19 protein-coding genes are annotated in these 21,864 nt (G+C 46.6%); 14 read left to right on the top strand and 5 right to left on the bottom strand.

The genetic code is table 11. The features are described from left to right. Positions 1-169 precede the first annotated feature (169 nt). Complete coding sequence (gene cax / locus NIES2104_RS27705) at positions 170-1,303, bottom strand: calcium/proton exchanger (RefSeq protein ID WP_059002161.1); 1,134 nt, start codon at positions 1,301-1,303, stop codon at positions 170-172. A gap of 582 nt (positions 1,304-1,885) precedes the next feature. On the opposite strand from cax, the gene NIES2104_RS27700 reads away from it, so the two are divergent. Then, complete coding sequence (locus NIES2104_RS27700; protein WP_059002160.1) at positions 1,886-2,779, top strand: NAD(P)-dependent oxidoreductase; 894 nt, start codon at positions 1,886-1,888, stop codon at positions 2,777-2,779. A 57-nt stretch (positions 2,780-2,836) separates the two neighbouring features. On the opposite strand, the gene NIES2104_RS27695 is transcribed toward NIES2104_RS27700, so the two are convergent. Continuing rightward, a complete protein-coding gene (locus tag NIES2104_RS27695; protein WP_059002159.1) occupies positions 2,837-3,970 on the bottom strand; it encodes a VIT1/CCC1 transporter family protein in 1,134 nt (377 codons plus the stop codon). 792 nt (positions 3,971-4,762) lie between these two features. On the opposite strand from NIES2104_RS27695, the gene NIES2104_RS27690 reads away from it, so the two are divergent. From NIES2104_RS27690 to NIES2104_RS27635, 12 genes are all read left to right on the top strand, one after another. Beyond that, a complete protein-coding gene (locus NIES2104_RS27690) occupies positions 4,763-5,884 on the top strand; it encodes a type III polyketide synthase (protein WP_059002158.1) in 1,122 nt (373 codons plus the stop codon). Beyond that, the gene (locus NIES2104_RS27685) at positions 5,881-6,627 is read left to right on the top strand and encodes a methyltransferase domain-containing protein (protein ID WP_225895332.1); all 747 of its coding nucleotides are present in this window, start codon (positions 5,881-5,883) and stop codon (positions 6,625-6,627) included. The genes NIES2104_RS27690 and NIES2104_RS27685 overlap by 4 nt, the downstream gene beginning before the upstream one ends. Continuing rightward, positions 6,624-7,802 (top strand): NAD(P)/FAD-dependent oxidoreductase, encoded by a 1,179-nt coding sequence (locus NIES2104_RS27680; protein ID WP_072218258.1) that lies wholly within the window; start codon positions 6,624-6,626, stop codon positions 7,800-7,802. The genes NIES2104_RS27685 and NIES2104_RS27680 overlap by 4 nt, the downstream gene beginning before the upstream one ends. A gap of 43 nt (positions 7,803-7,845) precedes the next feature. Beyond that, positions 7,846-8,652, top strand: a complete 807-nt coding sequence (locus NIES2104_RS27675; protein WP_059002157.1) for an IS5 family transposase — start codon at positions 7,846-7,848, stop codon at positions 8,650-8,652. Between the two features lie 369 nt (positions 8,653-9,021). Continuing rightward, positions 9,022-10,206: an LptF/LptG family permease gene (locus NIES2104_RS27670; RefSeq protein ID WP_082690157.1), complete on the top strand. Its 1,185-nt coding sequence runs from the start codon at positions 9,022-9,024 to the stop codon at positions 10,204-10,206. 88 nt (positions 10,207-10,294) lie between these two features. Beyond that, entirely contained in the window at positions 10,295-10,666 is a 372-nt protein-coding gene (locus NIES2104_RS27665) for a peptidoglycan-binding protein (RefSeq protein ID WP_059002156.1), read from the top strand. A 364-nt stretch (positions 10,667-11,030) separates the two neighbouring features. Further along, positions 11,031-12,275 (top strand): bacteriohopanetetrol glucosamine biosynthesis glycosyltransferase HpnI, encoded by a 1,245-nt coding sequence (hpnI, locus tag NIES2104_RS27660; protein ID WP_082690156.1) that lies wholly within the window; start codon positions 11,031-11,033, stop codon positions 12,273-12,275. Positions 12,276-12,283: 8 nt separating this feature from the next. Continuing rightward, positions 12,284-13,060 carry a glycosyltransferase gene (locus NIES2104_RS27655; protein WP_082690155.1) on the top strand — a complete coding sequence of 259 codons (777 nt, stop codon included), beginning with the start codon at positions 12,284-12,286 and terminating at the stop codon, positions 13,058-13,060. Between the two features lie 65 nt (positions 13,061-13,125). Then, positions 13,126-14,391, top strand: coding sequence for a cysteate synthase (locus tag NIES2104_RS27650; protein ID WP_059002154.1), 1,266 nt, complete (start codon positions 13,126-13,128; stop codon positions 14,389-14,391). Positions 14,392-14,412: 21 nt separating this feature from the next. Continuing rightward, on the top strand, positions 14,413-14,991 hold the full coding sequence (locus NIES2104_RS27645; RefSeq protein WP_059002153.1) for a DedA family protein: 579 nt from the start codon (positions 14,413-14,415) through the stop codon (positions 14,989-14,991). Positions 14,992-14,999: 8 nt separating this feature from the next. Then, a complete protein-coding gene (locus tag NIES2104_RS27640; protein ID WP_059002152.1) occupies positions 15,000-16,679 on the top strand; it encodes a GH3 auxin-responsive promoter family protein in 1,680 nt (559 codons plus the stop codon). Between the two features lie 12 nt (positions 16,680-16,691). Then, positions 16,692-18,101, top strand: a complete 1,410-nt coding sequence (locus tag NIES2104_RS27635) for an aspartate aminotransferase family protein (RefSeq protein WP_059002151.1) — start codon at positions 16,692-16,694, stop codon at positions 18,099-18,101. Positions 18,102-18,346: 245 nt separating this feature from the next. On the opposite strand, the gene NIES2104_RS27630 is transcribed toward NIES2104_RS27635, so the two are convergent. Both NIES2104_RS27630 and NIES2104_RS27625 read right to left on the bottom strand, forming a co-directional pair. Further along, complete coding sequence (locus NIES2104_RS27630; RefSeq protein WP_059002150.1) at positions 18,347-19,150, bottom strand: hypothetical protein; 804 nt, start codon at positions 19,148-19,150, stop codon at positions 18,347-18,349. 256 nt (positions 19,151-19,406) lie between these two features. Then, positions 19,407-19,970: a PepSY domain-containing protein gene (locus NIES2104_RS27625; protein ID WP_059002149.1), complete on the bottom strand. Its 564-nt coding sequence runs from the start codon at positions 19,968-19,970 to the stop codon at positions 19,407-19,409. Positions 19,971-20,328: 358 nt separating this feature from the next. Here NIES2104_RS27625 and NIES2104_RS27620 point away from each other — a divergent pair, with 358 nt between their 5' ends. Next, a complete protein-coding gene (locus NIES2104_RS27620) occupies positions 20,329-21,009 on the top strand; it encodes a phosphatase PAP2 family protein (RefSeq protein WP_059002148.1) in 681 nt (226 codons plus the stop codon). A 141-nt stretch (positions 21,010-21,150) separates the two neighbouring features. Here the strand turns inward: NIES2104_RS27620 and NIES2104_RS27615 are convergent, their stop codons facing one another. Next, positions 21,151-21,834: a class I SAM-dependent methyltransferase gene (locus NIES2104_RS27615; RefSeq protein WP_059002147.1), complete on the bottom strand. Its 684-nt coding sequence runs from the start codon at positions 21,832-21,834 to the stop codon at positions 21,151-21,153. Between the last annotated feature and the right edge of the window lie 30 nt (positions 21,835-21,864).

Genomic DNA, 21,864 nt, shown 5'->3' with positions numbered 1-21,864 from the left:
GCAACAACTACATTAAATTGTGTCCCAGATCAATCCGCAGGGTGCAAATTACCACTTCAGAAATGCACTATCTCAGCCGCTCAGATGGACAGGCAAATCGTACCCAATGAGAGATACATTCAAGTATCTCTGTTTCTCATTGATCGTCTACTGCCGCTGAGCGATTCAATTAAACTGGATAAAAGTAAAACGTAATTGCCAAAACGAGATAAGTTGCCAAGAGCAACGCGCCTTCTAGCCAGTTCGATTTTCCATCTGAAATCGTGGAATTACTGAGCAGCACCGCAACTCCGACTGCCACCAATTCAAATGGGTTGAAGCTCAAATCCATCGGTTGACCCAACACTAGTCCTGCCAGCACCAAAACCGGAGCGACAAACAAGGCAATTTGCAAACTTGATCCCACTGCTACTGCCATTGATAGCTCCATTTTATTCTTCATCGCGACGGTGACTGCCGTAGCGTGTTCTGCTGCATTGCCAATAATCGGCAGCAGAACGACTCCAGTAAAGAGCGGAGTTAACCTTAGCTGAGCCGTCGCTGTTTCGAGTGCACCAACGAGCAACTCCGATTCGATCGCCACAAGCAGCGTAATTCCAAGCAGTAACCCCACCCAAAACCATCGTCCTCGTGACTCATGAGGAGCGGCTGGAGTCGCCTCGATCGTATCGATCGTATCGATCGGCTCATTTCCCTCGTCGTAAAGCGTTGCGTTAATCGCCGCCAACTCCAAGTTATACAAATGGGTATGCGTTCGCATCGAAAACAAGAGCATCAGCCCGTAGACCAGAATTAGAACGATCGCGACCGCACTCGACAATCGCTGCATCGTCGGTTCGGGGATGCCCCCAGACAGCAGACTTGCCGCAGTCGGCAGCAAAATGGCGATCACTGCGAGATTGAGCGATGACGCATTCACCCGCGCCGCCGTTTGCTGAAACGATTGCTCAGGATAGCGCAGTCCCCCCAGCAGCATCGAAAACCCTAGCACGAGCAGTAAATTTCCAATAATCGAGCCAGTAATCGTCGCTTGCACCACATCAACTAATCCGGCTCTCAGCGCAATCAGCGCAATGATCAGTTCTGTCGCATTGCCAAAGGTCGCGTTCAGAAGTCCCCCGATCGCTGATCCAAGACTTGCCGATAGTTCCTCGGTCGCTGTTCCCATCCAAGCTGCCAGCGGAATGATCGCAATTCCTGAAGTGATAAAGATTGTGAGCGCACCCCAGCCGAGAAAATGAGCCGCGATCGAGAGCGGCACAAAAACTAACAGGGCGGTGAAAACGGTTTCTTTTGTCAACATTGGATAGGATCACTCAACACTGAGTTTGTGGTTGAAAGGTTTAGATCCTAATTGATTGGATATTCATAAATCCCTAGCAGGAGAGTGATTTTGAGGAGGTTTCTCTAAAGAGCGATCTCAATTCACGGCAGTAGATGATGAGCGCGTAGCCGTCTTAAGAGTCCTCCCACGATCGCGACAATCGAAACCCCTGTCATGATCGTGAACACCGTATGAAGATTGGGCTTAAATCCTCCTAATGATACTAATAGCGTTGTGGCAGCTTCATATACTGCTAGCGTAGAAAAATAGATCTATCAGAAGCGGTAGGATACCTAAATTTTTTCAATCTAAACTGAAAAGTGCCGTTCACCATGTATTACTTTGGTCTAGAGTATTCGCCAATTGCTTCTTGGACTGGCGCAAAGGCTGCACTTAGCATTGAGTTGCGATCGCTTGCAGGAGTGGGGTGTGCTTGATATAGCTGAAGATCAATGACTCGACGCGATCCACTCAGTACAACTTATAGACAACTATAAGCGGTGGTAGATTCAATCAAAATAGCGCTGCAATCTACTTCATTATTCAATTCAAAATATTGCTATGGAACGTATCGCTTATCTAGGACTTGGCATCATGGGCAGTGGCATGGCTGCCAACTTGCTCAAATCAGGTCATCCGCTCACCGTTTGGAACCGTAGTCCCGAAGCTGGAAAATCACTAGTAGAGCAAGGGGCAATTCAAGCAGAAACACCTGCTCAAGCGGTACAAGATGCAGAAATCATTTTGTATTGTTTAGCGAATGATCAAGTTGTTGAAGAGGTCGTGTTTGGACAAGATGGGATTCTGTCAAATGCGCGATCGAGACAAATTGCGATCGATCAAAGCACGGTTCATCCCCACACTTCCCAGCGCCAAGCTGCTGCTTATGCTGAGAAACAAGTCGAGTTTCTAGACGCGCCTGTGTTTGGGAGCAAGAACGAGTCGGCTGCGGGTGGTTTGTGGATTGTTGTGGGAGGGAAGCGTGAGGTGTTCGAGCGCGTACAGCCAGTTCTAAAATCAATGAGTGAAACGCTTCACTACATGGGAGAAACTGGCAAGGGTACATCGATGAAGCTGATCGAAAATTCGATTGTTGCAACTCAAATCGAAGCACTCGGAGAAGCATTAGTTCTTGCCTCCAAAGCAGGACTCAATCCGAAAGATGTTTTAGATGTACTGCACGTTGTTGATTTTCGCTCTCCAATTTTTGATGGTATGGGCAAGACGTTGATCGATCTCGACTTTACACCAAGCTTTGCCCTCAAGCACATGCTCAAGGATGCTAACTTGATCGCAAAATTCGCCCAAGACTTGAATGCTCCAACTCCAGCGGCGGTCGCGGTGCGAGAAACGATCAAAGCCGCTGTGAATCAAGGTTGGGGCGAAGAAAATGCGTCTGCTTTTATCAAGATGTTAGAACTTGAAGCAGGTATAACGATCGCACCTTCGCCTTAGTGTTGTGATGCGGTTCATGAGCCTGGGTTAATGATCTCGCTGGGTTCCGAAAACCTTTTAGCCAGCGATCGAGACTCCGATCAACCGTCCCACTCCATAAGTAATTGCTGCGGCTCCAAATCCAAATAGAATCTGTCGAGTCCCAGAATACAAGACGCTCCGTCCGGTAAGCAGTGTGATACCTGCCCCAATGATGAAGAGCGCGATCGCGCTAAAGCACAAGCTTCCAACCACAGCATTCCACCCGCGTAAAAATAGAAACGGAATCACGGGGATAATTGCTCCGATCGCAAATAAGCAGAATGATGTAATCGCAGCCATCCAAGCTGAGCCACCTAACTCTTCTGGATCGATCCCTAATTCTTCTCGCGCTAGGGTATCAAGGGCAGTTTTGGGATTGCGAATGATGCGGTCTGCAAGGGTTCTTGCTTGCTCAGCAGACAATCCCTTTGATTCGTAGATTAGCGCCAACTCCTCAGCTTCGGCTTCGGGGGCATCTTCGAGTTCTTGCCGCTCGATCCTAATTTGGCGTTCATATAATTCTCGCGCACTCTGCACCGATAACCATTCTCCCAACGCCATCGAACAAGCTCCCGCTAACAATCCCGCGAAGCCTGTGAGCAGAATTGAGCGCTCAGAGATATTTGCTCCAGCAACTCCCATAATCAAGCTGAGATTCGAGAGTAGTCCATCGTTTGCACCTAAAACTGCTGCACGTAATGTATTTCCTCCTGTACTACTGCGATGTCGTCCTTCCATTTGGGCAACAACGCTGCCTTCTAGTCCGGTGGTTGAACTACTGGTAATCGTTTGTAATAGTCGTGCGTGCGATCGCTCTTCACGCGCCAAAGGTGTATTCCGTGCTTCGGGCTGTTGATCGTAGGTATGGCTATCGACCTGCTCCATCGCATTTACGGTCGGCAAAACAAATTGAGCACCGAACTGTTTCGCAAAGAGCGCTAGAAGTCGAGTGCGCCAGCCAATCTCTCGACGCGGAACACGCTGCCCAGCTTCAATCAATCGGTCTTCCCAAACGCGAGCATGATCTTCCTCGGTTTGCGCCAAGCGACGGTAAACTTCTGCGAGGGATGGTTGAGGTTCCGCTTTAGCAAGCGCGCGATAAAGGTAAGCACTTTCGATCTCGTCTTGCCAGTTTTCGAGATATCGCCGAATTTGGGGTGGAGTTGTCATTGTTGAATCAATTAAAGGTTGCCTTAGAGGTTATAGATCATCAAATATGGCTGAGATGCTCATGAGTTGATCTCCTTCTTCTGGAAGATAAGTTGCACTCATTAGATCAAAGCAGGTCAGCGAGTTTTGATGCTGCTAATTTTGCGAACAGCGAACAATAATGGAGATTGGGAGAAAAGGCTTGAAAAGCTCGATAGCAGTCATATTCGATCGTCATAGGCTAAACGCTTTAGAAGATGATGCAAATAAGCTACTTTATCCTAGTAGATGTAAGTAAAGAATTCGGAAAGAAGCTAATTTTCTCAAAACTAAATTCTGCGATCAAGGAGCCAAATTTGAAAACTGCTCCCGACTCCAACAGTCTTAGACTCATCCCGCCACTTTGAAGATCGTGGAACGCTCAAACTCGGCAATCAGCAATGCGGCTCAATGATTACGCCACAATTAGCTCTTTCCGACTTCTTTACTTCTGTGTGTTATCCCTATTTATAAGTGTAGTTCGATGATCGCGGTGAACTCATTACTTTCCAAATCGGAGCCTACTCAAAGGAGTTTACCCGTGAAACGATGACTAAATACGAATTTTTCAAACACATTACCCAACGATCGATACACTAACCAATTTGGGCGACGACGCTTCCTTCTAGCCCAGTGTTTGAGGCATTTGTGATGATGTGCGTGGGAGCATTCTTCACACGCTAAGGGCGTATCTTGTGCTAGTTGTGAGAATGGCTATCGGCTCACTCCATTGCGGGTTTTCACTGCATTAATAGCCCTTTAATTTTTGACTTTATGTACACAGTTTTAGAATCGATTGGCACTGCCAACCCGCCCTTCAAAGTTTCTCAATCTGACTTATCGCACTTTATGAGGCGGGTAGAAGGCGTATCTCCCGCCGTTCGCAGTCGAATGGCGGGAATTTATGCTCGGTCGGGGATTGACTATCGGCATAGTTGCCTCTCGGACTATGAAAGTGAACCTGGACAATTTCAGTTTTATCCTCAGAATTGGTCGCTTCAGCCGACTCCGACAACCGCTAAGCGCAATCAGTACTATCGGCACGCTGCTCTGGAAATTGCAGAACGTGCGGCTCAAGATGCGATCGCACAATCCAAACTTCAAGCCGCAGACCTGACTCACTTAATTGTTGTAAGCTGCACAGGCTTTTCCGCACCGGGACTCGATATTCATTTGATCAAGCATCTCAGATTGTCGCCTGAGATTAATAGAACTCTGATTGGTTTTATGGGCTGCAATGCAGCTTTCAACGGGTTCAAGATGGCGCATTCTATTTGTCAGAGTCATCCCCAAGCGCGAGTCCTAATCATTTGTGTAGAACTCTGTACTCTGCACTTTCAGATCGAAGACTCGATCGAAAGCATGGTAATTAATGCCCTATTCGCTGATGGTGCTGGTGCTGCAATTTTCTCTGCTCGTTCTCTTCAAGAAGCGCAAGGTCAGCTTGCTTACGTGGATGGAAGTAGTGTTTTGGTCGAAGATACGCTCGATTTGATGAGTTGGACGATCGGGAATACAGGTTTTTTGATGGGACTCTCATCCGACGTGCCGAAAGTCATTGCCAAGCATCTACCTAGCTATCTCAAAGCCTTGCTCGATCGACACAACTTAGATCAAGAAACGCTAGATTTTTGGGCAATCCATCCTGGCGGGCGACAAATCGTGGATCAGATTCAGTCGGGGCTGGGGTTAAGCAGTGGCTTAGTCTGCGATTCTTACGAGGTGTTGCGGCAGTACGGCAATATGAGTTCTGCCACGATTTTGTTTATCCTCAAACGGTTGCTAGAGAAGCATCAGGCTGGATTAGGCTACCAGAATGGGATCGCGCTGGCATTTGGTCCGGGATTGTCGATCGAAGGCTGTCTTTTTCAACAAGTTTTAGAATCCTCATCATGAACTATCCACCCATGCCTTCCTTTCAGATTCGCACGAACGAAGATGAGTTAATGGATGATTTTTCCATTACGGATACTCGATTAACGAGCGCTTTAGAGCAACTGAGACTGGTCAATCGATGGCTGGGTGGATACAGCACGACGATGGCGGCGATCGCGCCTTTCTTGCGATCGCGCGTTGGACAAACCACCCGGATTTTAGACTTAGGCACGGGGATCGCAGACTTTCCAGAGTACATTGTGCAGTGGGCAGGAGCGCAGTTCCCAACACTGGATGTAGAAATTGTTGCTGTGGATGCAAACCCCGTCACCGTAGACTATGCCCGTACTGCTTTAAAACAGCGACTTCCCGAAGCTGCGGCTGCAAAGATCCAGGTCGAAGTTGCAGATGCTCTAGCGCTTCCCTATGCAGATGATTCATTTGATATTGCAATGGGTGCGATGTTTCTGCATCACTTTGCTGAGGTAAACGCGATCGCAATTGTACAGGCAATGCAGCGCGTATCTTGTCATGGCATCGTGATCAACGATCTTCATCGTCATCCGCTTGCTTACTATGGAATCTATGCACTGACTCATCTTTTACCTGCATCACCGATGATGCAGAACGATGGACCCTTATCGGTGCTGCGCGGTTTTCAAAAGTCGGAACTAACCGCGATCGCAGAAGCCGCTGGATTGCAGAATTTCTCGCTACGCAGTTACTTTCCTTTTCGCTGGCTATTGACCACGGTGACAGCATGAACAACGGACATTACGACATCATCGTAATCGGTGCAGGACTAGCAGGATGTAGTTCAGCAATCCAACTCGCAGAACACGGGTATCGAGTCCTATTGTTGGAACAGCAGCGATATCCAGTGCATAAGCTATGTGGCGAGTTTTTATCGATCGAAGTGATTGCAGCATTCGAGCGGCTTGGCATCCTTGAAGCAGTTCGCCAAGCTGGAGCGCATCCGATTCGACGAACCTATCTAACCACTTCTACTGGAGCAAGCTTCGAGAGTGAACTACCTGGAGTCGCACTTGGATTGAGCCGTTATCAACTCGACTTGATGCTATTTCAGCGATCGCAGGAATTAGGCGCACATTGTCTAGATGGTACAGTAGTGCGATCAGTTTCTGGCGATTTGCAGCAGGGGTTTGTCGTCAATACAAATCAGGGCAGTTTTACAAGCTCTTTGGTACTGGGATGTTATGGAAAGCGTTCAGCCCTCGATCGAAGTCGCCCTTTCACTCAGAAACATAGCCCTTTTGTTGCCTTCAAAGCACATTACACAGGACTGGAACTCCCTGGTGTAATTGAACTTCATGCCTTTCCAGGTGGCTACTGCGGACTTTCGCAGATTGAAACGGGAGAAATTAATGTCTGCTGGATTGCTCACGAGCGGATTCTAAGCTCAAAAAATCGGACTGTTCCTGATGCTCTCTTACAGAACTCTGTCCTTGCAGAACGGTTTGAGTCAATGCAATGTGTCAGGCGATCGCAGCATCGACTAAGCCAGATTTCTTTTGATTTGAAGGGAAAGTTTGATGGAGATGTTTGCATGGTTGGGGATTCAGCCGGAATGATCACGCCGCTGTGTGGAGATGGAATGGCAATGGCGCTGCGATCGGCAGAGCTTGCTATCCCTTTAGTCATCAAATTTCTGCAACAGAATCTCAGTGAAATCGATTTCAAGCGCCAGTACGAAGCAACCTGGAATCAAGAATTCTATACCCGCCTACGGCTGGGTCGCTTGCTGCACGAGAGTTTTATTCATCCCAGCTTGGCAAGCTTGAGTGTAAATCTATGTCGTACTTTTCCTGCTCTAGGCAAGAAATTTATCCAAGCAACTCGCGGTGAGTTGCCCAATCGATTGACGGCTCCTAACTTACCCGTGATGATGGAAACGACGTTTGGTGGAACCTTCAACTGATTCACCCCTAGAGGGTGTTATGCACTTTTGCTAGACTGAGAGCATGACGAGAAAAGCATATCCAACCGATGTTAGCGACGATGAGTGGGCATTTGTCGCGCCGTATTTGACCCTGATGATCGAGGATGCACCGCAACGCGACCATAGCTTGAGAGAAGTGTTCAATGGACTGCGCTGGATGGTTCGAGCGGGAAGTAGTTGGCGACTGATGCCGCACGACTTACCACCGTGGCACACGGTCTATCAGCAAACCCAGCGCTGGATTAAAGCTGGGGTGTTTGAGGAGATTGTCCATGACTTACGTGAGTTGCTGCGATTGTTGAGTGGGCGCAATGCTCAACCGAGCGCCATGATTCTCGACAGTCGCACCTTGCAATCGACCGTGGAAAGCGGAGAGCGAGCGGGTTACGACGGCGGCAAGCGTAAAAAAGGCAGCAAAGTGCATTTGGCAGTCGATACCTTGGGCTATCTGCTCACCTTGGTCGTCACTCCTGCCAATGAACAAGACCGCCACCAGGTCGAAGCCTTGGCACAACAGGTACAGGAAGTGACTGGGGAATCGGTCGAAGTGGCGTTTGTAGACCAAGGCTACACCGGAGAACAACCTGCCGAGGATGCTCAAGCTCAGGGCATTCGATTGGAAGTCGTCAAACTGCCCGAAGCTCGCAGAGGATTTGTTCTTCTGCCGCGTCGCTGGGTGGTAGAGCGCAGTTTTGGCTGGATGTCGCGCTTTCGTCGATTGGCGCGAGATTACGAGCGCTTACCAGAGACGTTAGCAGGCTTTCACCTGATTGCCTTTGCAGCATTGATGGTCAAACGCTTTGTTGAAATCCGGTTTCAAAGTGCATAACACCCTCTAGCATGGCTGCGAAAAATAGTGTTGCTAGGCTAATTATTGTCACTTGTATCCCTAGTTTGAACCAATTGTATTTCTCCATCCTTTTCCTTCACCTATTTGCGATATGCAAACTGTTTGATGCGTTGGGGCGAATTAGAAAGTCGCAACAGCAATCTAGATGATAAAAGTCAAGAACTCGGAAAGATGGTCTGAAATTCAAAAGTCTTAGTGTTGATCTAACTGCTTTATAGGTTAGGAGAAAGCAGTTAGCCGATTCTACCTAATCTTTCCGAGTTCTTGACTTTTTCCAGGTATGGTGGGTGCGCTTGTCTGTCGATTAATCATGGAAAGCTTCACCAAATTACTTTATTCTTAATTTCTATGCCTTCTGGGTTCAATTTTTCTCAACCCTCATTTCGGCTCAAGTCCAGATTGCCGTTTCATTTATCGGTACTCGATCGCTATATTGCATCTCAGTTAGCAAGTCCCTTTCTGTTTGGTGTTGCCGCATTTTCCTCAATCTTGGTATCAGTTGGCGCACTCTTTGACTTGATTCGTAAGATGACCGATGCGGGACTGCCGTTATCGATTGCATTCAAAGTTTTTTTCTTTCAAGTCCCAGAGTTCATCAGTCTGTCATTTCCAATGGCAACTTTACTTTCTACGCTGATGGTATACAGCCGCCTTTCGACAGACAGCGAACTCATTGCGCTACGAAGTGCAGGAATCAGCGTTTACCGATTAATTGCGCCTGCGATCGTGCTGAGCTTGTTTGTATCGGCACTAACATTTGGTTTTAACGAATCGATCGTTCCTGCGGCTAAATATCAAGCCTCTCTTACACTTGATAGTGCCCTGAAACAGGATAAGCCTACGTTTCAGCAGAACAATATCGTTTATCAACAGTATCGAGATGCAAAGCAATCTGACGGTTCTAGAACACAAGCACTAGAACGGATTTTCTATGCTAAACAATTCGATGGCAAACAAATGAGAAACTTGACGGTCTTAGATTTCTCTCAAGATGGAGTCAATCAGATTGTGACTGCGAATCGCGCCACATGGAACGCAAATTCCAACGCTTGGGACTTCTTCAATGGCACAATTTACGTTGTTGCAGCCGATGGCTCTTACCGCAATATCCTCAAGTTCGAGCAGCAACAAATTCAGCTTTCTCGAACGCCTTTGGATCTGGCAAGCCGTCAACCCGATGAGGGTGAGATGAATATTCAACAGATTCAAGACTATCTCAAACTGGTTCTGCAAAGCGGAGACGAGAAGCTTGCGACAAAGTTACGACTGCGGATTCAGCAAAAAATAGCGTTTCCCTTTATCTGCTTAGTATTTGGGCTAACAGGCGCAACACTGGGAACTCGTCCCCGACGCGGCGGCAAAGGTACGAGTTTTGCGATTAGTATTGTGATTATTTTTGTTTATTATTTACTGTCTTTTGTGTGTGATTCGTTTGGACAGCTTGAGATTCTATCTCCAATTAGTGGTGCTTGGTTGCCAACGATCGCTGGATTACTAGCAGGAACATTTTTACTATGGCGGTCAGGAAAGTAATTCAGACAGGTTCTTTCCGAGTTCTTGACTTTTCTGATCTAATGTAGAAGCGCTAATCCAAACAAAGATAGCAAAGGAATTTTAAGCCATGATCATTTCAAACAAAGCGAAAGCCAATTTCCTAGTGCTTGGTCTTGCAGCAACTGTAGTGTCTACTTCAATGATATTGACCAGTGCGGCTCAAGCGTCAATGGCAAAATCGAACGCCATTTCTAAGGCATCTCCTACAGCCGCATCGCAGCAGATTCCAAGCCAGAATCAGCCTCTCAGAATCGGCAGCAGAGGAACGGCTGTGGACAAGCTTCAGACCGCACTTAAAAAGGATGGTTTTTATTCGGGTGCGATCGATGGCATTTTTGGTCGTCAAACTCAAGCTGCTGTCGTCAAATTTCAGCAATCTAGAAAGCTGGCGGTGGATGGAGTCGTGGGTACACAAACTCGATCGGCTTTATCAATCTAAATTAGCTGCTTGAAACCGCTCTCATTCCTTTTAGCAAGTCTTCCAAGATATCTTTAAAGAAACCAAGTCATTCAGTTTATCAGCGATTTATCGTGATCAACGGCGATGACTTTGGTTTCTACTCGGCTTGTGGGGAAGTCGCTATTTTCCGAGCGGACAGACTTCGATAATCCGATGGATCAGCGCAGCTTTAGCTTTTACTGCAATTGTTCTTACTGCTCTACCCTGAGCAAAAACAGAGTAATCTTTCCGAGTTCTTAACTTTCTTTACTTACAGTATTTCCGTCTCTTTCATTAGAAGCTTCATCAGTTGCAGTATTTGATGATCGAGATTTAGCGAATCAGTTCTTTTACCAACATTGATATGACTGATCTATCTCGATCCTTGATCGCTCCAAGTCATCTTCTCTGGTCTAGCATTGAGTTTTGGTTGCTCTCGTTCCTCTTCATTTTGTGTATTGCAGCAGTTTGGTTTTATTGCTATGCCACTTATGCAGCAGTAAAGTTGTTTTTCAAACCAACGACGATCGACAAAACGTTTCATCCAGCAATTAGTATTCTTAAACCAATCTGCGGCTGTGATCACGCAACCTACCAAAATTTGGCATCATTTTGCCAGCAAGACTATCCAGAGTATCAAATTATCTTTGGTATAAGAGATAGTACTGATCCAAGTCTTAGGATTGTTCAACAACTTGTGCAAGACTTTCCTGAAGTTGACATTGAAATTGTGGTTAGTGATCGCAGTACCGGTACAAATCTCAAAGTGAATAATTTAGCAAATGCAGTAACTCAGGCGAAACATAACATTCTACTGCTGGCTGATAGTGATATTCGAGTTGAATCAAGCTATTTACGTCATGTTGTTCAACCCTTCAAGGATACTTCTGTTGGGGTTGTGACTTGTCCTTACCGCTCGATTGCTCAAGGCTGGATTGCAAAGCTTGAAACCTTGAATATTGCAACAGAGTTTCAGCCTGGAGTCCTAACCAGCAATCAGCTAGAAGGGATGCAATTTGCAATGGGTTCAACCATTCTGATTCGACGGCATGTTCTTGAAGCAATCGGAGGATTTTATGCGATCGCTGATTACCTTGCAGACGATTTTCAACTGGGATATCTGCCTGCTCAGTTGAGCTACAAAGTAGTGCTTTCAAGCCATATCGTGAGTCATGTCGTTACGTCAAATACTTTATCAGATGTACTTCACCGTCAAACTCGTTGGATGCGGGGCATTCGTTTCTCTCGACCTTGGAGCTACATGGGTCTGATTTTCACCTATGGCACTGTCAGCAGTTGCTTATTCTTGTATTTAACTGAATTCTCAAAACTTGGATGGATTGTAGTAAGCCTTGTATGGACAACTCGATTCATTATGGCGTGGTGCGTCGGAGTCAAGTATTTTGCTGATCCGATCGCTAAAAAACTAATATGGCTTGTTCCGCTGCGTGACATTCTCAGTTTTCTGCTTTGGTGTTATAGCTTCACCAGTAATACTGTTGAGTGGCGTGGTCATCGCTTCAAGCTGATAGAAGATGGCAAACTCATTTCACTCACCTCTAGGGATTCCGCGCTTTCAGTCTCTACATTTGAATCTTCCAACTATTGAAACATTGAATGAAAAGCAATCTGAGTATGATCGATCAAGCTTCAACCGAAGCAAGTCGTGTGATCACCGAAGTTTCAGTAATTCTGCCCGTCTACAATGAGCAGACTTGCATTGAAAAGACATTTGATGCAGTTTTAGAATATTCGCGATCGCATCCCACCTATCATTTTCTGTTTGTGAATGATGGTTCAAGTGATTGGACAAAGCCATTTTTGCAGTCAAAGATCAACGCAGCCGGGAGGAAAGAAATTCAACTGCTCTCTTATGACTTCCATGCTGGAAAAGGGTATGCGATCAAGCGCGGACTCGTACACACTTATGGGGATTATGTTTGCTATGTCGATAGTGATTTAGCCTATTCGCTTGATCACTTAGAATTACTGATTGTAGAGTTACAACAGTTTGATATCGTCATCGGCTGTCGTCGTAGGGTTGGCGAGAAGAGACTCAGCTTTAGTCGTAGGATTGCAGGAAGAGTTTTCAATCTACTATCGAGAGGATTGCTCGATTTGCCTTATCGAGATATGCAAGCTGGACTCAAAGGATTTCGGCGACACTCAGCGAAGGCACTGTTCTTAAAGCAGACCATGAACGGGTTTTCGTTCGATGTTGAACTTATTTACATTGCAAGAAAATTTGGCTACTCGATCACAGAGATTCCTGCGATCGTATCGAATGAGCATCAGCGAAAACGCTCTCAGGTGAATTTGTTGTCAGATTCCTTGGCGATGCTGTTCGACCTTCTAACAATTCGATTCAACGATCGACGTGGAAAATACGACTGATAGCCTGATGCAAACTTGAAACATTCGCAGCAAACTGAAGACGTTTTACCTGGAATCGATCACAGATGCCTCAGCACTACACCGTCAAATGCCAACTCTGCGGCGCAGTTCTAGAAGATGATGGTTTCATTCTGGAATGTCCAGTCAAGCACGAAGCAGCGCTTTTACTCACTCACTACTCGGCTCGAAGATTTGAGCCAGAATCAAGTCGTGAAGGAATCTTCCGATATCATAAATGGCTGCCAATTTGTCACTCGCTGCGTCAATCGAGCAAGACTGTAACTTATCAGAGCCAGAAACTGTGCGATCGCCTAAGCTTGCCAAATCTGTGGATTGCCTTTAACGGGTATTGGCTAGACAAAGAAGCAATGCTAGAAACGACCACATTTAAAGAGCTTGAAGCTTATACGGTGTTATCGCGTTTACCCCAGCAGCATCAAGGAACTCTAGTTGTTTCCTCTGCGGGCAATACTGCTGCTGCCTTCGCTCATGTTTGCTCACAGAATCAAGTTTCCTGTTTGCTCATTGTGCCCAGTCAAGCACTCGCGAAGCTTAAGTTGGCGGCTCCGCTGAATCCGTGTGTTCGCGTCATTTCCTTGGTGGATGCGGACTATGATGATGCCATTCAGCTTGCACAGAACCTGGCTCAACACGAATCATTTTTTCTCGAAGGCGGTGTGAGAAACATCGGGCGGCGGGATGGCATTGGGACAACTTTATTAAATGCGATCGAGACAATCGGACAGTTGCCCGACTATTATTTCCAGGCGATCGGCAGTGGAGCAGGCGCGATTGCCGTGCATGAAGCCGCAAAGCGATTAGTCGATCAAGGGCAGTTTGGGCGGAAGCTCCCGCAATTGATGTTAAGCCAGAATTCTCCGTTTATGCCGATTTATCACGCCTGGAAGTCTCACACTCGACAGTTTCCGCAACCGGAGGGAAAAGAGCAAGTGAAGCAGATTTTAGCAACGGTACTTTCAAATCAGCGTCCGCCTTATGTGGTTAAAGGTGGAGTTTATGATGCCTTAGTTGAGAGTCAAGGCGATATGCTATTTTCTGACAATTCAGAGACTGCTGAAGCGATGCAACTGTTTCAAGCGGTGGAAGGGGTCGAAATCGAGCCAGCAGCAGGTGTTGCGTTTGCGAGTTTGATCAAGGCAGTCAAAGATGATCAAATTGATCCTGACGCGATCGTGCTACTACATATTACTGGGGGTCGATGTCGAGAATACGATCGTCGCTCACGCTATACAATAGAACCGACACTTCAGCTTGTTAACCCTGGATTCTCGACAGAAACCGTTTTAGAAAAGCTGGCGGGACTGTCCTAGATCCATTCATATTAGAACAGAATGCTGGCACATCCGACGGATATTGTAAGCTCTTTGAGCTATTTGGGAATCTTTTTGCTGATCTTTTTACTTCCAGCCCCGCAAGAGATTGTTTTACCATTAGCTGGATTTCTAGCCGCCCAAGGTAAACTCAATTTTATCGGTGCAGTCGCTGCTGGAGTCGTCGGCAGTACGGTTGGGGCGCTGCCTTGGTACTGGGCAGGACGCTATTTTGGAGAAGCGCGACTGCTGCGATGGGCAGAGCGCGATCGCCGTTGGATCAAGCTATCGATTCGCGATGTCCGGAAAGCGCAGAAATGGTTTGATGCGTCTGGCAGCAGAGCCATCTTGTTGAGTCAATTTATTCCGATCGTGCGAACCTTGATCGCGGTTCCTGCGGGAATCAGCCGCATGAATTTGGGATTGTTCTTGCTGTGTTTGATTGTGAGCGCGATCATATGGCAAGGATTGTTAGCGTATGCGGGGTATCTGCTCGGTGGTCAATATGGACAAGTCAATCAGTATGCGAATTCTATTCGGGTCGGGGTGTTGGTGCTGATTGGGTTCGCGATCGTTTGGTTTGTGAAGCGTAGAGGTTAGATTGATTTATGGCAAACTTATTGCCCCTGCTGGTCACGATTGCAAGAGCGACGAAAGTTAATTTTGTGCGTAAAACTCGTCACACTTTAGCGACACAAGAGCGATTCTTACGATCGCTGCTCACAACGCATCAACACACCGAATACGGTCGAAACTATGGCTTAAGCGAGATTAGAACGATCGAGCGATTTCAAGCACAGATTCCAGTGCTTCCTTACAGTAGCTATGAACCTTATATTGATCGTATTGCAAACGGTGAAAAGAATGTTCTCACTGCTGATCCAGTCGTGTATTTCAGCTTAACCAGTGGTTCAACGGGAACTAAGAAAATGATTCCGGTGACGTATCGATTTCAAAACTCACTGCGTCGATCAAACTTAGCCAGCATTGGCTTTTTGAACGATGCGTTGCAATCGAGAAAGCGCCAATTTGGTAAAACATTAATTACGAATACGGCTCTACTGCTCGGTCAGACGACTGGCGGAATTGATTACGGTCCGGCGGCAGCGGGTGTCTTTCGCATGAGTCGATTGCTATACAGTCAGATTTTTGCTCATCCGTCTCAAACTCCGCTGATCGCAGATAGTTTAGCTCGGCATTATATCTGTTTGCTATTTGCACTGAATGATCCAGCGACTCGATCGATTGCTGCAAACTATCCGATGCTGATTCTACGGATTTGTATGTATCTTGAGCAGTATGCTGAGAATTTTATTCATGACATTAAGACAGGGACGATCGCGCCCTGGTTAGACCTAGAACCAGAGATCCGAGCCAGCTTAGAAAAACAATGGTCTGCGAATTCAAATCGAGCGAATGAACTAAATGCAGTCCTGCGATCGCACAATCGCCTCACCCCTCAACACGCTTGGCGAAATTTATCTGCGATCGTCACAGCCCGTGGTGGCACTTCGGATTTCTACTTTGAACGATTTTCGGATTATTTTGGAACGATTCCAGGATTCGGAGCCGCTTACGCTTCAGCAGAAGGCAATATTGGGGTTTATCCAGATGTAGACATGGATGGCAGTGTTTTAGCGATCGAGAGCGGCTTCTTTGAGTTTGTACCGCAAGATCAATGGGAAACTGAGCATCCAAAACCATTGCTAGCAACTGAAGTAAAAGCTGGAGAATACTACCGAATTCTCATGACCAACTACAGCGGATTCTACCGCTATGACATTGGCGATGTTGTGGAAGTGGTGGGCTTTTATGAGCAAGCCCCGCTGATTGTCTTTCGCTATCGCGCAGGTGGATTGCTGTCCTCAACGTTCGAGAAAACGACAGAATTTCATGCAACGCAAGTGATGCAGGGATTACAGCAAGAGTTTGACATTGCTTTAGAAGATTTCTGTATTACCTTATCTGAACATGAGTTTCCAGCCCATTACCTCGTAAACATTGAACTGGCTCCAGGAAGTACGATCGACAATCCTCAAGCCTTGTTGTCGAGCTTTGAACGACGGCTTCGGAAGTCGAATAACGCCTATGCGGTGAATCGTCACAATCAAATTCCACCCCCAAGACTGCAAATTCTCGCACCCGGCAGCTTTGCCATTCTGCGCCAGCGTCAACTCCAAAAAGGCATTCCCGATTCTCAACTCAAGTTCCCGCATTTAAGCGAAGATAGAAACTTCTTGGCAGGTTTAACGATACTGCAAAAAATTCAGCTTGAGGAAACGACTTAATCGAGAAGCAAAATGTCAGAACCGCATGAACTGTTATCCAAAGTGCTAGAGAGGGTGAATCGGTATCTCGTAGAAAATTCTGATTCAAACACACGAGTCGTTCAGTGTCACCCGCCCGAAGCGTTGAAAGCAAAGATTGATTTATCGATTCCTGAACAGGGAGTGACAGTCGATCGCTTTCTCGCGCTGATTGAAACCTACTTAACCTATAGCGTTAGAACTGGACACAAACAATTCTTCAATCAGCTATTTGCTGGCTTCAATCTACCCGGACTGATCGGCGAACTGTTGATCAGCTTAACAAATACATCAATAGCAACGTATGAAATTGCTCCGATCGCAACGCTGATCGAGCAAGAACTGATTCACACACTCAATTCGCTTATCGGTTTTACTCAAGGCGAAGGCACCTTTGTCACCGGAGGAAGCAATGCGAATCTCGTCGCGATGATGTGTGCCAGAAACAAGATGCTTCCCGAAGCAAAACACCAGGGCATTCAGTCCAATCCACTCACCGTATTCGTTTCGGATCAAGCCCATTACTCATTTCTCAAAGCCGCAAATGTTTTGGGGATTGGGTTGAACCGCGTCATCAAAGTCGAAACGGATGATCAAGGCAGAATTATTCCGCAGGCGCTTGAGAATGCGATCGCGAAAAGCTACGCATCGGGCGAAATTCCCTTCTTTGTCGCTGCGACGGCTGGAACCACAGTGCTAGGCGCTTTTGATCCCTTGATCGAAATGGCTCAAATCGCCCAAAAATACAATCTTTGGTTTCATATCGATGGAGCTTGGGGTGGAGCCGCGATTTTAAGCGATCGTGTTCGGCATCTGTTATCCGGAAGCGAACTCGCCGACTCTTTTACTTGGGATGCTCACAAACTGATGGGAGTCCCTTTCGTCTGTTCTGCACTTCTGCTGAGACAGCCTGGAATGCTGACTCAAACCGTCTCGAATGCAGATACAGACTACCTATTTCACGACCACGCGGATGCTGCGTATGATCTAGGCATTATGTCTTTGCAGTGCGGCAGAAAAGCCGATGCGCTGAAGCTTTGGTTAGCTTGGCAATACTACGGGAAGCGCGGCTATGAACAGAGAATCAATCATCTGTTGGAGATGACGCGATATGCAACTAAGAAAGTCGATGAATGCTTAGAACTAGAGTTAGTTGCTCCAGTTCAGTTTCTGAACGTTTGTTTTCGATATGTTTCAACCGATGCGCCAGATCTCGACCAATTCAATCTTGAGTTGCGCGATCGATTAGTTAAGAGCGGCAAAAGCCTGGTGAACTATGCCTTGATCAATGGCAAAATTGCGCTCCGGCTGATTCTGGCAAACCCTGAAATTGCTCCAACAGACCTAGATCAATTCTTTGAGAACATTCTAGAGGTCGGACGAGAACCCAAAAGCTTCACTTAGACTGCTGGGGAATCGCTTAGTGATCTACACCTCATCCGCATCGTGAAATCGCTTGATTTTCAGCAAGCACTGTTTAATTGATGCTTGACATTGAAACTGCTGTTGAAGCATTGGACGAGCTTGTTTTTGAAGAATCGCTTAATTCTACACCACAAAGAGGGAAAGCTTCGATCAACAACAGCTAAACATGACAGTCCCTACAAACACGACATTGAGCAGTATGGCATCTGTCAATCCTGTCAGTTCTAACGATGTCTAGATTCGTTTGAGGACGAAGAAATTTGCTTCGCCCTTCTAGAGGTCAGGGTAATTCCAACAACCATTAGTACTGCAATAACAAGCGAAGCAGTGATCCGGCTTAAATTAAAGCCACCCTCAGCTTGCGATTTCGTAAGCGTGTCGCCGAGTGTTGCTCCGAGAGGTCGTGTCAGAATGTACGCCGCCCAAAACAGAAGGCTAGACGAAATGTTCGTGTAAAAGTGTGCCACTGCTACCAGCGCAATTAGTCCACTAAATACAAGCGCACCGCCTTCAAATCCGAGACCTGCATCGGTCGCAACGAAATCTCCCAACGCTGTACCCAGCGTGTTTGATACCAAAATTGTCATCCAGTAAAAAACTTCGTCTCTCCGGCTAGAAATATGCTCGAATTCAATTCGTCCCGCAGTGCGATACCACATCACAAGAATCGCGAGAACGCCGCAAAATAGAACGATCGAGGACTTCACATACCCCAATCCAAGGGTACGATCGAAATAATCAGACATCGTTGTGCCAACCGTTGTAGTCGCGACAACGACTGCCCAATAAGTAAACGGATGATAGCGCTTGGATGCAACTTGAGCCGCCAGTGTAACGGCAAAGAATGCAAGAAAAATTAGGCTGCCCACAGCATAGCCAAGTTGCAACGTCATCGTTACTGCATCGCCGCCCGTTTCACCTAATGTCGTTGCAAAAATCTTAATGACCCAAAACGCAAGCGTGACTTGAGGAACCTTGCTGATCAAGTTAGCTCGGCGATCCTCGCTTGCTGGTCTAAATGCTGTCATCGTGATCTCCCTAGCTTAATGTTGGAAAATTTTGATCGTCTGTGCAACAGCAGATTTGCTTCTAATTGCGATCGCGTACTGACTGAACTTACGGCTTTATCCTAGAAAGAAAAAGTCAAGAACTCGGAAAGACGGACGAATTACAGTCGTAGCTGTAAAAAGTCCCCTCAATCTTTGATCAGGAAATTGAGGGGACGACTCGCTACACAGTCTCTCCAAGTCAGAACGTAGTAGAGACACTGTGAGTTTAAGTTAATCAACCATCATCATTGGTTTCACCATCGCCATCACCACCGGGTTGAGCGACCTGAATGCTGCTGCGAACTTGAGTCTTCTCGCTGCTCTCGTTGTTTGGCGTATTCGTACCGAGAATCTTCCCATTGCCTGCATCCACGATCACTTCGTTCTGAGCGATCGCAACCGCATAAACCAAGTTGCCGTTCTCATTCTCTAGCGTCACGCGGCTCGCCGTACCTTTTACAGAAGCTTCAGCGGCTTGCTGTGCCTGCTGAGGGGTAATTTTAGCTAGCGATTGCAGTTTCTGAGACTCTTGCTGCTCACTCGCGCCGTCATTGGTTTCGCCATCATTGGCTTCACCCTTCTGGTTATTAGCTTGAAGTTGAGCATTGGAAGTGTTTTCTGGTGCTTCGGTCGCAGGGTTCGCTTCACCATCTCCATCACTCTTTTCAGTGATTTGAGCAGCAGGTAAGACTGCAACTGGCGATTGAGTCTGAGCAGCATTCACCAGCTTAGCGAGACCTCCCAGCCCTAATGTTCCGATCGCGGCAGCCGTCAGCAAGAGTTTCGTTGAAGTTTTCATTGAATCAAATCCACCTAATGTTGGTTTGTCATTTCACTGTAGGAACTGAAAGTCAAGAACTTGAAAAGATTAGAAAAAAGCTGAGAAGTAGGGCGTGAATAGACCTTGGATACAAAAAATTTCTAGCCTTAGCTAGGAATCGTTCAGGTGAGAGGAGCGATCGCACCTTGAGATGCTGTAATTTGAGTGCAATGAATGATTAGCACTCAAATTCAAGGTGTGAAAAACTGTCTCTTACATGCAATGTACAGCGAAAAAGTCAAGAAGTAGGAAAGATGATTTGAACTTCCAGTTTCTTTTCAACTTCTTGACGTTTGTTCGGTAAATTACGGGCATTCTTCAGTTTTTCTTTCAAAAGATGCAGAGTTTGATTCGCTTTTGGGTTCACCGAATTAGTCCGCACCTTGCAACACTGATTGCTGCTGTTGGCACGATCGGGTTATTCATTTGCTTAGTGATTTTACTAGGTTTGAGTTGGCTCTTTCAGGAGGTTTTAGAGAAAGAAGCATTCGGATTTGACACAACTGTTTTACTGAGCATTCATCAATGGGCGAATCCAGTACTAGATCAAATCATGTTGAGCTTGACCCGTCTTGGTGATCCCGAATTTGTCGTTGTTATCGTTGTTGTAACTTTAGGGCTGCTATTATGGCGACGGCAACGAACAGAAGCGAGAATCTTTGCGATCGCTTGTTTAGGGGCACTGATTCTCAATCAGGGCTTAAAGCTCTTTTTTGCCAAGCCTCGCCCAGCACTTTGGACACCATTAATTGTTGAGAAATCGTTTAGCTTTCCAAGTGGTCATGCGTTGGGGGCACTCGTACTATATGGATTTCTTGCTTATCTCTTAGCGATTCAATATCCAAAGCGCTCTCGCTGGATCTATAGTCTCACGTTTGCTTTAGTAAGCGCGATCGGTATCAGTCGCTTGTACTTGGGTGTTCACTGGTTTACCGATATTGCTGCGGGCTATGCAGTGGGGCTACTCTGGTTGATTGTCTGCATCACGATGCTAAAGCTACAAATGCGACGTGCTTGAGTTCGTTGTCATGCCAACCGAACTTCAGGTTGGGGCAGTAGTTTGAAATTCACTGGTTGAGTTGAAAGGTTAAGATGTTTGGAAAAAGATGGTAAGGCTTTGATTTGAAGCGCTTAGGTCGAGAGAAGTTTTGAGCGGAAATCACGGTTTGAATCCGACATAGGCTGTACTTGCCCAGCGAGAGAGTCCAGTTGTCAGTGGGTAGCTCCGAATCTGACGTAACTCTATTTTGGTCATCATCGCTGTCACCTCAGCCTCACTCAAGCAATCGTTTCCCCAGTGCCACTGAATCCACCAACCGAGCAAGCCTGGACGGGTAACAGCCAAGATCAGGGGTGCGCCTGGTCGTAGTACCCTCATCATCTCTTGCAGCCCTTGAATTGGGTGTGGTAGATGCTCTAGCATATGGGCACTGATGCTCAAATCAAACGTGTTGTCGTCGAATGGTAAATCGTTGACATCCGCTTGATAAAGTTGCTGTGATATATTCGCTTGATTCAGAGATTGTTGTGCTTGATTTAGCATCTCTTGAGAAATGTCTGCACCAACAATGTTTATTCTTGGATTGATTGCTTTAACCAAAGCTAGACTAAACGCGGCTGTACCAATTCCACAATCGCATACTGTTGAATCGTCTTTAACGTTGTCAAGAAGGTGATCTTTCTGAAGCGATCGGAATAACTCAACATAAGCACGATTTATTCCTAAATAATGCACAAGACGATTCCAAGCAGGGGCGGCTGTATTATACATTTGGCTGAGTTGTGCTGAAGTTGGATAAACCCGTTGGATTGAAATTTGCCAGTATCCGACGTTCCATTCCATTGATTCACGTTCCTACCTGTGATGCGCGAC

The organism is Leptolyngbya sp. NIES-2104, from assembly GCF_001485215.1.
Lineage (GTDB): Bacteria > Cyanobacteriota > Cyanobacteriia > Leptolyngbyales > Leptolyngbyaceae > Leptolyngbya.
Note: the sequence above shows the minus strand (reverse complement) of the source record. Positions and strands in the feature narration are given on the sequence as shown.

Excerpts from the sequence above, each read along its gene's own strand:
- NIES2104_RS27680 (WP_072218258.1), top strand. The coding sequence starts at position 6,624 with ATGAACAACGGACATTACGACATCATCGTAATCGGTGCAGGACTAGCA.
- cax (WP_059002161.1), bottom strand. The coding sequence starts at position 1,303 with ATGTTGACAAAAGAAACCGTTTTCACCGCCCTGTTAGTTTTTGTGCCG.
- NIES2104_RS27635 (WP_059002151.1), top strand. The coding sequence starts at position 16,692 with ATGTCAGAACCGCATGAACTGTTATCCAAAGTGCTAGAGAGGGTGAAT.
- NIES2104_RS27615 (WP_059002147.1), bottom strand. The coding sequence starts at position 21,834 with ATGGAATGGAACGTCGGATACTGGCAAATTTCAATCCAACGGGTTTAT.
- NIES2104_RS27665 (WP_059002156.1), top strand. The coding sequence starts at position 10,295 with ATGATCATTTCAAACAAAGCGAAAGCCAATTTCCTAGTGCTTGGTCTT.
- NIES2104_RS27630 (WP_059002150.1), bottom strand. The coding sequence starts at position 19,150 with ATGACAGCATTTAGACCAGCAAGCGAGGATCGCCGAGCTAACTTGATC.
- NIES2104_RS27655 (WP_082690155.1), top strand. The coding sequence starts at position 12,284 with ATGAAAAGCAATCTGAGTATGATCGATCAAGCTTCAACCGAAGCAAGT.
- NIES2104_RS27690 (WP_059002158.1), top strand. The coding sequence starts at position 4,763 with ATGTACACAGTTTTAGAATCGATTGGCACTGCCAACCCGCCCTTCAAA.
- NIES2104_RS27685 (WP_225895332.1), top strand. The coding sequence starts at position 5,881 with ATGAACTATCCACCCATGCCTTCCTTTCAGATTCGCACGAACGAAGAT.
- NIES2104_RS27675 (WP_059002157.1), top strand. The coding sequence starts at position 7,846 with ATGACGAGAAAAGCATATCCAACCGATGTTAGCGACGATGAGTGGGCA.
- NIES2104_RS27640 (WP_059002152.1), top strand. The coding sequence starts at position 15,000 with ATGGCAAACTTATTGCCCCTGCTGGTCACGATTGCAAGAGCGACGAAA.
- NIES2104_RS27670 (WP_082690157.1), top strand. The coding sequence starts at position 9,022 with ATGCCTTCTGGGTTCAATTTTTCTCAACCCTCATTTCGGCTCAAGTCC.
- NIES2104_RS27645 (WP_059002153.1), top strand. The coding sequence starts at position 14,413 with ATGCTGGCACATCCGACGGATATTGTAAGCTCTTTGAGCTATTTGGGA.
- NIES2104_RS27650 (WP_059002154.1), top strand. The coding sequence starts at position 13,126 with ATGCCTCAGCACTACACCGTCAAATGCCAACTCTGCGGCGCAGTTCTA.
- NIES2104_RS27620 (WP_059002148.1), top strand. The coding sequence starts at position 20,329 with ATGCAGAGTTTGATTCGCTTTTGGGTTCACCGAATTAGTCCGCACCTT.
- NIES2104_RS27625 (WP_059002149.1), bottom strand. The coding sequence starts at position 19,970 with ATGAAAACTTCAACGAAACTCTTGCTGACGGCTGCCGCGATCGGAACA.
- NIES2104_RS27695 (WP_059002159.1), bottom strand. The coding sequence starts at position 3,970 with ATGACAACTCCACCCCAAATTCGGCGATATCTCGAAAACTGGCAAGAC.
- hpnI (WP_082690156.1), top strand. The coding sequence starts at position 11,031 with ATGACTGATCTATCTCGATCCTTGATCGCTCCAAGTCATCTTCTCTGG.
- NIES2104_RS27700 (WP_059002160.1), top strand. The coding sequence starts at position 1,886 with ATGGAACGTATCGCTTATCTAGGACTTGGCATCATGGGCAGTGGCATG.